This is a genomic window from Granulicella mallensis (assembly GCF_014203225.1).
Classification (GTDB): domain Bacteria; phylum Acidobacteriota; class Terriglobia; order Terriglobales; family Acidobacteriaceae; genus Granulicella; species Granulicella mallensis_A.
In genome coordinates, this window is sequence record NZ_JACHIO010000004.1 from 177,433 (window position 1) to 190,821 (window position 13,389).

The 13,389-nt window shown below is 59.8% G+C and carries 7 protein-coding genes; 4 read left to right on the forward strand and 3 right to left on the reverse strand.

The annotated features are described in order from the left end of the window. Positions 1–170 precede the first annotated feature (170 nt). The 4 genes from HDF15_RS05585 (at position 171) to HDF15_RS05600 (ending at position 9,639) form a co-directional block, all read left to right on the forward strand. Positions 171–2,156 carry an NHL repeat-containing protein gene (locus HDF15_RS05585; protein ID WP_184253569.1) on the forward strand — a complete coding sequence of 662 codons (1,986 nt, stop codon included), beginning with the start codon at positions 171–173 and terminating at the stop codon, positions 2,154–2,156. Between the two features lie 870 nt (positions 2,157–3,026). Continuing rightward, positions 3,027–5,012: an NHL repeat-containing protein gene (locus HDF15_RS05590; protein ID WP_184253571.1), complete on the forward strand. Its 1,986-nt coding sequence runs from the start codon at positions 3,027–3,029 to the stop codon at positions 5,010–5,012. Positions 5,013–5,251: 239 nt separating this feature from the next. Continuing rightward, positions 5,252–7,267, forward strand: coding sequence for an NHL repeat-containing protein (locus HDF15_RS05595; protein WP_184253573.1), 2,016 nt, complete (start codon positions 5,252–5,254; stop codon positions 7,265–7,267). Between the two features lie 383 nt (positions 7,268–7,650). After that, positions 7,651–9,639: an NHL repeat-containing protein gene (locus tag HDF15_RS05600; RefSeq protein WP_184253575.1), complete on the forward strand. Its 1,989-nt coding sequence runs from the start codon at positions 7,651–7,653 to the stop codon at positions 9,637–9,639. 123 nt (positions 9,640–9,762) lie between these two features. On the opposite strand, the gene HDF15_RS05605 is transcribed toward HDF15_RS05600, so the two are convergent. The 3 genes from HDF15_RS05605 to HDF15_RS05615 form a co-directional block, all read right to left on the reverse strand. After that, on the reverse strand, positions 9,763–10,155 hold the full coding sequence (locus HDF15_RS05605; protein ID WP_184253577.1) for a hypothetical protein: 393 nt from the start codon (positions 10,153–10,155) through the stop codon (positions 9,763–9,765). An 867-nt stretch (positions 10,156–11,022) separates the two neighbouring features. Beyond that, positions 11,023–12,030 carry a ferrochelatase gene (locus HDF15_RS05610; protein ID WP_184253579.1) on the reverse strand — a complete coding sequence of 336 codons (1,008 nt, stop codon included), beginning with the start codon at positions 12,028–12,030 and terminating at the stop codon, positions 11,023–11,025. 523 nt (positions 12,031–12,553) lie between these two features. Further along, positions 12,554–13,387: a hypothetical protein gene (locus tag HDF15_RS05615; RefSeq protein ID WP_184253581.1), complete on the reverse strand. Its 834-nt coding sequence runs from the start codon at positions 13,385–13,387 to the stop codon at positions 12,554–12,556. Positions 13,388–13,389 lie beyond the last annotated feature (2 nt).

Below are 13,389 nucleotides of genomic sequence, written 5' to 3' on the forward strand. Positions count from 1 at the left end.
AGCAGAGTGTTTGCGCTCTGCGAGGCGGTGTCTCGATCGCCCATGGTTCAATTTCCCGGTGGAATTTTGATAAAAGTGCAGCCGGTCTGCTGATAACCTATCTGGGATTCCCGGGCCCCGTTCTGCATATGTTTTACGCATAAAACCACCGTTCCGGTGTGGGAGACCTCGTGAAAAAACATCCTCTATCTTTTTCGTCTGTGGCCAGCGTACTGAGCGTGGCTTTTGCTCTGGGGCTGAGCGGCTGCTCGGCGAACTTCGGGGACGTCTCCACGGCCTCGACGCAGACCGCGATGCACATTCAGGGCGTGGTTCATGGCGGCCAGCAGCCGATCAGCGGCTCGCATGTGTATATGTATGCCGCCAGTACGGCCGCTTATGGCGGGAACGGCATCGCCCCCACTTCCGGTGCTACCGGCAATGCGTCAACCTCGCTGCTGACGGCAGCAACGGGAAATCCAGCGGATACGAATGGGAACTTCTACGTCACCACGGATACCTTTGGCGACTTCGATATCAATGGAGCCTTTGCCTGCACTTCCGGGCAGCAGGTCTACCTGTACTCGACCGGCGGCGATCCGCAGTTGGCCGGAACCGGAGTAGCCGGCACCCCGAATCCCGCGGCCTCGCTGCTGGCGGTGGTGGGCGATTGCTCCAGCTCGGCCTTCCCGGGGGTTACGTCCGTAGCCATGAACGAGATCACCACGATGGTCGCGGCCTACACGCTGGCGGGCTTTGCGACAGACCCGCTGCACATCGGAGCGCCCAGCGCGGTAACTGGGCATGCGCTCTCCGGGACCGGGTTGGCCAACGCTTTCACTACCGCGCTGAATGTTGTGGACCAGGCCAGCGGAACGCCTCATGCGACTTTCCCGGACAATAACCAGGTCACCGTTCCAGTGGAGAGCATGAACACCGCGGCGGACTTCCTGGCTGCCTGTATCAACTCCACCGGAGCCAGCTCGTCGGGATGCAGCACGCTCTTCGCCAACACGAATAACGGGACGGCTCCCACCGACACCGCAACGGCGGCCATCCACCTCGCGCAGAATCCAACCAGCAACCTCAACGCTCTGCTCAATCTCGCGACCAACGCCAGCCCCTTTCAGCCGTTCTCTACCAGTGCCAAAACCCTGGCTCTCACGCTCAACTACTCCGGCGGCGGCCTGAACCAGCCAGAGGCAATTGCGATCGACGGGGCGGGAAACGCCTGGGTCGCAAATTCCGGAGGTAACTCCGTGACCGGGATTTCCAGCAACGGGACCTATCTCTCCGGGGCCAACGGCTACGCCGGCGGCGGCATCAACATCCCCGATGGGATTGCGATCGACGGGGCGGGCAACGTCTGGGCAAGTAATTTCCAAAGCAATTCCTTGACCAAGCTCTCCAATGACGGAGCATTCCTCTCCGGAGCCAATGGCTACACCGGTGGCGGCCTGAACGGGCCCGGTCCGATCGCGTTCGACGGCGCGGGCAACGTCTGGGTCACGAATACCGAGGGCGTCTCCATGACCGAGTTATCCAGCACCGGAACAGTTCTCTCCGGAGCCAACGGCTACATTGGCGGCGGCGTGAACGGCGCCTTTGGGGTCGCGATTGACGGCTCGGGCAACTCCTGGGTCGCGAATCTCGGAGAGAACTCCGTAGTCGAGCTTTCCAACACCGGGGTATTCCTCTCCGGAGCCAATGGCTACACTGACGGCAACCTGTTCGACCCCTTTGCGGTGGCAATCGACAGCTCGGGCAACGCCTGGGTGGTAAATTTCGGAGGGAACACCGTGACCGAATACTCCAATACAGGGGCAGTCCTCTCCGGGGCCAGGGGCTACATTGGCAGTGGTCTGAGTGAGCCAAGTGGGATCGCGATCGACGGCGCGGGTAATGTCTGGGTCGCAAATTCCGGACATAACACCGTGAGCGAACTCTCCAGTTCCGGAACCATCGTCTCCGGGACCGGCTTTTATACCGACAGTAGCCTGTCCGAGCCCTTTGCAATCGCGACCGACGGCTCGGGCAACGTCTGGGTGACAAACTCCCAAGGCAACTCCGTGACGGAGATAGTCGGCGTTGCTGCCCCTGTGATTACTCCGCTCGTTGCCGGCCTGCCCGTTGTACCGACGAAGGACGGAAGTAGCAACCTGGGCACGCGCCCGTAGCTTATTCGGCTTCAGGCTCTACCCGGCGCCCATTCCTGCGTGTTCTTCGCGCAGGGGTGGGCGACTTCGTTCGTTAGGCGCAGGCTAGCGTGATGAGTCATTCGTTCATTGAAGGGTGATGGTCTGTTCAGCACAGCGCGAAGCGCGTTCCCTGATGCTTCAGCATCAGGGAGTCGGAGGGAGCCGTAGCCTTTAGGCTACGGAATAAGAGGCTGGCAAAGATGTGGCCTTTAGGCCCGGGCCTTCTTTCGGCTGCGAACAAAAGGCCCGGGGCTAGGTAGTGTCTGACGAATCGGAGCTACCGGCTTGTGTCGTTGTTTTTGCTTCTGAGGTAGGTCCGGGCTTTAGCCATGGAGAGGCTCTTTGCCAAGCGAGCATTCCCTCCGTGGCTAAAGCCACACTAACAACAGTGCATAGACGGCGGGACTGAAGTCCCGCCCCTTCAAAGCAAAGGCAATCGGCGGGGCAAAGACGACAACAAAAAACAGCCACAAGGACAAAAGCCGGCAGCTCCGATTCGTCAGACACTACCTAAAGCCCAATTCTTGCCTGCCCCTTATTCCGTAGCCTAAAGGCGATTGCCTCCCTTACCCTCCGTTCCGCGACGCTAAAGCGTCACGGTTGGCGCTTCGCGCTATGGGTAACGCTGGTTGACTCAGCACACTAGCCTCTTCGCTACCCGACGCTCATTCCCGCGTGTTCTTTGCGCAGGGGTGGGCGCCTTTGTTTGTGATGCGCAGGCTGATTTTCCGGTGAAGTTTACCCCTTGCTATTCAAAGTGCTGTTTATCTGCTGTTAGGCTATCTGGAGTTCAAGAACAGTTCTGGGTAAGTTTCAGCATGAAACCACCGTTCCGGTGTGGGAGACTTCGTGAAAAACCATCGTCTATTCTTCTCGTCCGTGGCCAGCGTACTGGGCGTGGCTTTTGCTCTGGGGTTGAGCGGCTGCTCGGCGAACTTCGGAACCTCTTCCGATACCGCGGCGCAGACCGCGATGCATATTCGTGGCGTGGTTCATGGAGGCCAGCAGCCGATCAGCGGCTCGCATGTCTATATGTATGCCGCCAGCACAGCCGCTTATGGCGGCCGGGGCATTGCTCCCACTTCAGGGGCTACCGGCAATGCATCAACCTCGCTGCTGACTGCGGCGACCGGAAACCCGGCGGATACGAACGGGAACTTCTACGTCACTACAGACACCTTTGGCAACTTCGATATCAATGGGAACTTTGCCTGCACTCCGAATACCCAGGTCTACCTGTACTCGACCGGTGGCGATCCACAGTTGGCCGGCGTAGGAGTCGCCGGCACACCGAATCCTGCAGCTTCGCTGATGGCTGTCGTGGGCAACTGCGCCAGTGCGACGGCCAGCGCGGCCTTCCCGGGTGTTACGTCGGTGTCGATGAATGAGGTCAGCACAGTGGTAACAGCGTTTGCCCTGGCGGGCTTTGCCACCGATCCCCTGCACGTCGGCGCGCCCAGCGCGGTGACGGGCCATGCACTCTCCGGGACCGGCCTGGCGAATGCCTTCGGGACCGCGTTGAATATTGTGAATCAGGCCAGCGGAGTTCCCAATCCGACCTTCCCAAGCAATAGCAGCGTCACCGTTCCTGTAACCAGGATCAACACCGTGGCGGACTTCCTGGCTGGCTGTGTCAACTCCAACGGAGTCAGCTCGTCGGGATGCAGCACGCTCTTCTCCAATACGACTTATGGCACAGCCCCTACCGATACGGCAACGGCGGCCATTAACTTCGCGCAGAACCCGAGTGGCCACATCGGCGCTCTGTTCACTCTGGCCACCAATGCCAGTCCCTTCCAGCCCTTCTTCAGCTCGGCCAATGACTTGTCTCTCACCCTCAACTATGCCGGCGGCGGCCTGAACCAACCAGAGGCGATCGCGATCGACGGCGCGGGCAACGTCTGGGCGGCGAATGCCGGACGTGGCTCTGTAACCGAGATCTCCAGTGCCGGGACCTTTCTCTCCGGAGCCAACGGGTACACCGGCGGCGGCCTGAGCTCCCCAGAGGCAATCGCGATCGACGGCGCAGGCAACGCCTGGGTGGGGAATGTCTCAAGTAATTCCGTGACCAAACTCTCCAGCACCGGGACAGTTCTCTCCGGCACCAACGGGTATACCGGCGGCGGCCTGGCCGCGCCAAAGGCGATCGCGATCGACGCCGCGGGCAACGCCTGGGTGGCGAATACCGACGGTAATTCCGTGACCGAGATCTCCAATGCCGGGGCATTCCTCTCCGGAGCCAACGGGTACAGTGGTGGCGGCCTGTCCGATCCGGAGGGAATCGCGATCGATGGTTCGGGCAACGCCTGGGTGAGCAATTTCGGTGGCTCCGCCATGACCGAGTTCTCCAATGCCGGGCCATTAGTCTCCGAGCACACCGGCGGTAGCCTGAGCTTTTCAGAGGGCATCGCGGTCGATGGCGCGGGCAACACCTGGACGCCAAATGGCTTAAGTGACCTTGTGACGGAGTTCTCCAATGCCGGGGTAATCCTCTCCGGGAACGGCTACACCGGCGGCGGCCTGAACGAGCCCTTTGGAATCGCAATCGACGGTGCGGGCAACGCCTGGCTGCCGAATTTCAGTGGCGAAACCGTGACCGAGTTCTCCAGTACCGGAGCCATCCTCTCCGGGACCGGCTTCTATACCGGCGGCGGCCTGAACGGGCCCGAGGGGATCGCGATCGATGGCTCGGGCAACGTCTGGGTGGCAAATTTCAACGGCAACTCCCTGACCGAGCTGGTCGGTGCCGGTGCCCCCGTGATTACTCCGATCTCTGCCGGTCTGCCCGTGATCCCGACGAAGGACGGAAGCAGCAGCCTGGGCACACGCCCGTAGCCTCTTCGGCTTCGGGACTCTACCCGGCGCTCATGCCTACGCGTTCTTCGCGCAGGGGTGGGCGCCTTCGTTCGTCAGGCGCAGGCTCATTTTCCGGTGAAGTTTTGCCTCCTGCTGTCCAAAGTGCAGCCGATCTGCTGCTAATCTAGGTTGACTCGTCCCCTTTCGCTCCATCTGGACCCGGCCCGCTTTCTCCATAGTTTTACGCATAGAAATCACCGTTCCGGTATCGGAGAATCTTGAAAAATCGACAGTTGTCCTTTTCGTCCGTGCCCAGCCTGTTGGGTGTGGCTTTTGTCCTTGGCCTGAGCGGCTGCTCAGCGAACTTCGGGGATGTTTCCAATACCACGGCCCAAACTGCGATGCACATTCAAGGCGTGGTTCATGGAGGCCAGCAGCCGATCAGCGGCGCGCATGTCTATATGTATGCCGCCAGCACCGCCGCTTATGGTGGCCAGGGGATTGCTCCCACCTCCGGGACTACCGGCAATGCGTCGACCTCATTGCTGACCTCTGCGACGGGGAATCCGGCGGATGGAAGCGGGAACTTCTACGTCACCACGGACACCTTTGGCAACTTCAATATCAATGGGTCGTTCGCTTGCACCCCGAACACCCAGGTCTATCTGTATTCGAGCGGCGGAGATCCGCAGTTGACGGGCGTAGGTATTCCCAGCACCCCGAACTCCGCAGCCACGCTGATGGCGGTGGTGGGAGATTGCGCCAGTGCGACGCCCGGCTCCGCTTTCCCGAACGCTACGAACGTGTACATGAACGAGATCACCACGGTTGCCGCTGCCTATGCCCTGGCGGGCTTTGCCACCGACCCGCTGCACATCGGCGCGCCCAGCACGGTTGCGGGCCATTCGCTCTCCGGGATAGGCCTGGCCAATGCTTTCGCTACCGCACTGAACATCGTGAACCAGGCCACCGGAGTTCCCAATGCAACCTTGCCTCTGAACACCACCGCCGTCGTTCCCGTGAGCACGATCAACACTGTGGCGGATATCCTGGCCGCCTGCGTCAACTCCAACGGGATCAGCTCGTCCGGTTGCAGCACGCTCTTCGCTAACACGACGTACGGTACAGCGCCCGGCGATATCGCAACCGCTGCGATCAATCTTGCTCAGCACCCGGGAGCCAGCGTCTCCAATCTGCTCGTTCTGGCAACCAACGCCAGTCCCTTCCAGCCATTCATCAGCTCTCTCAACGATCTATCCCTCGCTATCAACTATTCTGGCGGCGGCTTGAACACTCCCGATGGAATCGCGATCGATGCCGCAGGCAACGCCTGGGTGGTGAATTTAATAGCAAGTAGCCCCGTGATCAAGATCTCCAGCGCCGGGGCATTCCTCTCCGGTGCTAACGGCTACACCGGCGGTGGACTGAACAATCCCCAGAACATTACGATCGACGGCGCGGGCAACGCCTGGGTGGCGAATGAGGGGGATAGTTCCGTGATCGAGTTTTCCAGCGTGGGGGCAGTCCTCTCCGGGACCAACGGCTACACCGGCGGTGGCTTGAACGAGCCAATCGCGATCGCGTTCGACGGCGCGGGCAACGCCTGGGTGAATAATTTCGGGAATAATTCCGTGACCGAGCTCTCCAGCGTGGGGGCAGCCCTCTCCGGGACCAACGGCTACACCGGCGGTGGCATGAACCTGTCAAGCGGGGTCGCGATCGACGGCGCGGGCAACGCCTGGGTGTCTAATTTCAACGGCAACTCCGTGACCGAGCTCTCCAATGCCGGGGCAGTCCTCTCCGGGACCAATGGCTACACTGGCGGTGGCATGCTCGAGCCCTTTACCATCGCGATCGACAGCGCGGGTAACGCCTGGGTGGTGAATGCGGGGGATAACTCCGCGACCAAGACCTCCGTGACCAAGATTTCCAATACCGGAGCACTCCTCTCCGGAGCCAGCGGCTACACGGGCGGTGGACTGAATAGTTCCGAGGGCATTGCGATCGATGGCGCGGGCAACGTCTGGGTGTCTAATTTCAACGGTAACTCCGTGACCGAGCTCTCCAATACCGGGGCAGTCCTCTCCGGAGCCAACGGCTACCTCAGCGGCGGCTTGAACGAACCCAATGTAATCGCGATCGATGGCTCGGGCAACGCCTGGGTAGTGAATTTCGGAGCTACCTCCGTGACCGAGATGATCGGCATCGGTATCCCCGTGATTACTCCCATCGCTGCCGGTTTGCCCGTGATCCCAACGAAGGACGGAAGCAGCAACCTGGGCACACGGCCGTAGAACGGCGCGAAGCGCGTTCCCTGATGCTTCAGCATCAGGGAACCGTAGCCTTTAGGCTACGGAATTCAAGCCTCGGAAGAGTCTGGCCTTTAGGCCCGCGACGCTAAAGCGTCACGGTTTGCGCTTCGCGCTATGGGTAACGCTGGCTCTTCAACAAACTAAAGACTCCACACTAGCCTCTTCGCTACCCGGCGCTCATTCCTGCGTGTTCTTCGCGCAGGAATGAGCGCCTTTGTTCGTTACACACGAATTAAGATTTCCGGTGAAGTTTACCCCCTTGCTATCTAATGTGCGGCTGAGCTGCTGCTAACCTAGGTGCATTCGGGCCCCTGTTCTGCATAAGTTTTACGCATAAGACCACCGTTCCGGTGTGGGAGAATTTCGTGAAAAACCATCGTCTATCCTTCTCGTCTGTGGCCAGCATACTGGGCATGGCTTGCGCTCTGGGGCTGAGCGGTTGCTCGGCGAACTTCGGGGATGTCTCCAACACCTCAGCGCAGACCGCGGTGCACATTCAAGGCGTGGTTCATGGCGGCCAGCAGCCGATCAGCGGAGCGCATGTCTATATGTATGCCGCCAGCACGGCTGCTTATGGTGGTAACGGCATCGCCCCCACCTCCGGGGTAACCGGCAATGCGTCGACCTCGCTGCTGACAGCAGCGACGGGAAATCCGGCGGACACGAACGGGAATTTCTACGTCACTACGGACGCCTTTGGCAACTTCAGTATCAATGGGGCGTTCGCCTGCTCTTCCGGCCAGCAGGCCTATCTCTACTCCACCGGCGGTGATCCGCAGTTGAATGGCGTAGGAGTGGCCGGGACGCCTAATCCCGCAGCCACTCTGCTGGCGGTAGTGGGCGACTGCACCGGCTCGGCCTTCCCTGGGGTCACATCCGTATCGATGAACGAGGTCACCACAGTCGCTGCCGCGTATGCGTTGGCGGGATTTGCCACCGACCCGCTGCACATCGGCGCGCCCAGCGCGGTGGCGGGCCATTCACTCTCCGGCATTGGGTTGGCCAACGCCTTCGGTACCGGGTTGAATCTCGTGAACCAGACCAGCGGAGTTCCCAATGCAACCTTGCCTCTGAACATCACCGCCGTCGTTCCCGTGACTACGATCAACACCCTCGCGGACATGCTCGCCTCCTGCATCAACTCCAACGGCGTCAGCTCGTCGGGATGCAGCACGCTCTTCGCCAACACGACCTACGCCACGACGCCCACCGATACGGCCACGGCCGCCATCAACATCGCGCAGCACCCGGGAGCCAGCGTCTCCAACCTGCTCGCTCTGGCAACCAATGCCAGTCCCTTCCAGCCCTTCGTTAGCGCTGCCAACGACTTGTCTCTCGCGATCAACTACACCGGCGGCGGCTTGAACCAGCCCGATGCGGTCGCAATCGACGGCGCAGGCAACGCCTGGGTGGCGAATGACATACAAAATGCCTCCGTGACCAAGATCTCCAGCGCCGGGGCATTCCTCTCCGGAGCTAACGGCTACACCGGCGGTGGACTGGACGCTCCCGATGGGATCACAATCGACGATTCGGGCAACGCCTGGGTGGCGAATTTCACATCGGGCACCGTGACCGAGCTCTCCAATGCCGGGGCAATCCTCTCCGGAACCAACGGATACTTTGGCGGTGGCCTGAACGAGCCCCTTGCGATCGCGATCGACGGCGCGGGCAACGCCTGGGCGACGAATTTAGTAGGTAGCTCCGTGACCAAACTCTCCAGCGCCGGGGTAGTCCTTTCCGGGCCCAGCGGCTACACTGGCGGCGGCCTGAGCGAGCCCTTTGGGCTTGCGATCGACGGCGCGGGCAACGCCTGGGCGGCGAATTTCGACGGTAGCTCCGTGACCAAGCTCTCCAATACCGGAGCTGCCCTCTCCGGAGCCAACGGCTATACCGGCGGCGGACTGAACGGGCCCTTTGGGATCGCGATCGACGGCGTGGGCAACGTCTGGACGGCGAATGGTTTTGGAAACTCCATGACCAAACTCTCCAACGCCGGGGTAGCCCTCTCCGGGCCCGGCGGCTATACCGGCGGCGGAATGGCCGAGCCCCTTGCGGTCGCGATCGATGGCGCGGGCGACATCTGGGTGACGAATTTCGAAGCTAACTCCGTGGCCGAACTCTCCAATACCGGAGCAATCCTCTCCGGAGCCAACGGCTACACCAGCGGCGGCCTGAACGAGCCCAATGCGATCGCAATCGATGGCTCGGGCAACGCCTGGGTCAGTAATATCAACAATAGCTCCGTGACCGAGACGATCGGCATTGGTACCCCCGTGATTACGCCCATCGCTGCCGGTCTGCCCGCTATCCCGACGACGGACGGAAGCAGCAACCTGGGCACACGTCCGTAGCGTTTGCTCCGGAGTGAGGTCAGAGCAAGAAATCTTCTATAGCAGTTCTTATGAAGAGATCAGGCAATAGAGCGCTGCCACGCCATGCGCGGGAAGCCGAACCCGCGCATGGCGTGGCAGCACTTAGGACTTGTCTTTAAAGGTGAGTGTGATCGACGTATCCGTCGCGTCCGTGGGGACATAGACGAGGGGACCGCCTCCGTCATCTTCACTATCACTGATGACTTGAAATTGCGGTGAACTCAGGCCAACGGCCTGACCGGAGCCTACTTCCATATACCGCTCGTCGCTGTTATAGGTAAAGCAGAGGCCCATATCGCCTCCAGAGGTGGAGACGTCAGCGTCATAAGTAGAGCCGACATGGACCTGCTTTTCCGGCGACAACTGAAACGGACTGTGCGCCACTACACCGTCGAAGACAAGTATCATGTCGTCAAAATTCGGGTCGCGATCTATCGTGATCGTGTTCCTGGCTTTGTTGATGATTAACGCGGTATTCGGATACGTCTTGCTCATTTACGACTCCTTTCGATGTATCTGCTTTTTCCTCTAAAGCAAGCAGGAAGTTCTAGTGGGCATTGCTCTGTTTATTACCTACTGACTTTGATCGAAACGCCTGTCGCGCCCGAACCGGCACGACAAACAGTCGTTCAAGCATTATTAGCCAAACTTAACTGTTTTGTCAGGACAGATTTTTGAGGTAGTGGGTCATGTTAGGTTCCCACAGGGCTTATGAGCTTAGGGCAAGAGTGGCTTTGCTCCAGGGTGAGGTCAAAGCGCGGTTTTGTTTTAAAGGGGCGGGACTTTGAGTTCCGCCGTTAGAGCATTTTCCCTGTAGGTGTAGAGCGGGGCCTCGATCTTTATGGGTGTTTTCCCCAATGAAAACGCCGCTGCACGCCCGTTTCCGGATTCCCAGCAACAGGGAAAATGCTCTAGAAGTCGCTACGTGCAGTGGCTTTATAGGTGGAAAAAGTCCGTATTTAACCTTTAGGGCCAACGGCCCGTTTCATACCAGCCTGAGGCAAAGCGAACCCGGGGTCAGCACGCGACAGCGTGGTGACCCCGGAAGCGACGCCCCAGGTTAGGCGCAAGAGTAGAAGTTGAGGGCTGTAAGCCCGACTCATCGTGCAGGCACTATGAATCGGGCTTACAGCCCTCTGCTCTCTTGTTGACCCTGTACCTGGGGCTACGCTTGCAGCGAGCTAAAAATCGCTCGCTGCTGCGCTCCACCCCAGGCTGGTATGAAACGGGCCCTTGGCCCTAAAGATCAAACACTCTTGCACTCTAAGAGGTTGACCCAATGGCGGGGCTGAAACCCCGCCCCTTCAAAGCAAGAGAGCTTCCAGATATGGAACAGTTCTCCTCTGGGACGCGCTAATCTCCTCAGGGACGCGCTAACACCTGCTCGATGGCGCGCACCAGCGTTGGCGAGTCGTTGAGACTCTCCGGGCGCCAGAGCTGCATGCCCAATCCACGTGCTGCGTCGCGGAAGTGGATGTCGATGTCATAGAGAATCTCGACGTGGTCGCAGAGGAAGCCGATGGGTTGAATCACGACACCCTTGTGGCCTTCCTCAGCAAGAGCTTTCAGTGTCTCTTCTACGGTCGGCCCGATCCATGGAGCTCCAGCGACGCCCTGACTCTGAAAGGCAAAGAACCAATCGGGATCGGTAAGACTGACGAACGAGGCAACACGCGCAGCGGTCTGCTTGGCTTCGACAGGATAGGGATCAGGCGTGGAGGTGGCTCCGTAGTTCTGGATGCCGTCGGCGGGGACAGGGGCGCCGGGCCGGGAGCTTTCTCCAGCAGTAGCGAGAATGGTGCGGCAAGGAACCGAGTGCGCAGTGAATACCACGGGAACCTGCGTGCCGAGTGCGGCGCGGGCTTCCACCAACGTTGGCTCGAGCTTCTCCGCGAAGGCCTGCGCGAGCAGCGGTTCGTCGGCCCAGCCTGCGATGAAGTCATAGGTGAACGCGCCGTTGAGGGCGGACTCCAAAGCGCGGCGATAGAGGCCGGTGGAGGTGCGTGAGTTTTGCGGCGCGAGGCACAGCACGCGGGCGTGGGTAATGCCATCGGCCTTCATCTGTGCGACGGTGTCGGCGATATAGGGATGCCAGTTGCGCATGCCCACGTAGACCTTGGTGTCCACCGCCTCCTGCAGCATCTCGGCCTGGCGCAGGGTCCAGCGTGTGAGAGGAGGGCCCTCGGGCAGCGGCTCGTTACGCAGGCCGATCTCGGCGTAGCGGTGCTGCAACTCTTCGATGACGTGCTGCGGCATGGGACGGCCGCCGGTTACCTTGTCGAGATAGGCGGCCATCTCGTCGAGCTGGTCTGGAGTGCCGTGAGCGAGGAGCAGGATGGCCGAGCGACCGGCTGTCGGGGTCTGATTCATAGTCTTATTTATGGTACCGCTCTCGCGAGGTCGGGGTGACCCTTACGAAAGCCCGACTATGAGCGGGCTTGCGTATGGAATGGCTTGGAATAGAGCTATTCCTGGCCCCTTTGTTCCAAAGAGGCCGATGCTATTTGAGATATAGCTTGAGCCTTATAGATAGCTTCCGGTGGCAAGACCCGGAAGGGCACAGCTTCAGCCGGGCCGAAGAAATAGGGCCAAGATTCCTTCCGCTCTGCCGAAGGCTGAAGCGAAGGCGAAGCCGGAGCGACTGAATTGTCTTCCTCAGTGTCGCCAAGACTATGCAGGGTTCACCAAGGCTGTATCCGTGGCGAGCATAGCTGTTTCGCCACAGTCAAAGAAGGCAATTCAATCGTTACGGCTGCGCCTCCACTCCGGCCTTCGGCAGAGCGGTAGGGTCCCCGGTTAGGCCTTTTGCGGCCTGGCTGAAGCCAGGCCCTTCCGTTTCCTGCCTCAATGAACTGTTTGCACAGTTCTACCAAGAGCAGGTTGATGACAGGCTTTAGGGAATGAGTTCGGCGACGACTTCTATGTCCAGATGGCGGGTGCTGCCGGGGACGTCGATCTGGCCGAGAGCTAGGGGCTTACCGAGGGCGACATTGAAGTTTCCCTCGAGGACTGACTGGCGGATAACAGGTTCTTGCACCCCTTGGATAGTCTGGGTTTCACCGACGCCGGATTGCTCGACCTTGGACTTGAGACGAAGTCCGTTGGCAACCTGGTTGATCGTGCTGTTGATGTTGATGCCGATATCAAGATAAGTGAACTGCGTTTGCATGCCGTTTTTGCCGTCGTCGTACGAGCCGGTGGCAACAGGCACCTTACTACCCTGCTTGAGGCTGGTCATCTGGCCGTCGACAGCGACGAGGGAGAAGTGCTCGACGCCGATGCGCTTACCCGAGTCAGACTCAGTGAAAGTGTAGGTAAGGCGATAGGCCTTGTGCGGGAGGTCCAGATCTTTGACGATCTTGCTGGCAAGGGCCACCTGGTCCGGCGGACCTTCGATAGCGATAGCATTTTGCGAGGTAACCAGATAGACCTTCATACCCGGGTAGAGCATGTTCCGCAAGGCAACCAGGATCTCATTGGCGTCATTCTGTTGGGTTACGTTATTGAGATAAATCATGTGAGTGAATTCGACCGAAGGAATGCGATAGGGAGCCATATACTCTTCCCTGCTCTTTGGCTTCGGGGTGGCAGCGGATTGGTCTTGCTCTGACTTCTCCTGTGAGGGCGCGGAGTCCTGCGCATGGGCGGTGAAGCCCAGCGGAAGGATCGTGAGAGCGAGAGCCAGGAGGGCTCTAGAACCGATGCGGTGGATGTGCTTTGTGGTCATAA

Excerpts from the sequence above, each read along its gene's own strand:
- HDF15_RS05605 (WP_184253577.1), bottom strand. The coding sequence starts at position 10,155 with ATGAGCAAGACGTATCCGAATACCGCGTTAATCATCAACAAAGCCAGG.
- HDF15_RS05610 (WP_184253579.1), bottom strand. The coding sequence starts at position 12,030 with ATGAATCAGACCCCGACAGCCGGTCGCTCGGCCATCCTGCTCCTCGCT.
- HDF15_RS05615 (WP_184253581.1), bottom strand. The coding sequence starts at position 13,387 with ATGACCACAAAGCACATCCACCGCATCGGTTCTAGAGCCCTCCTGGCT.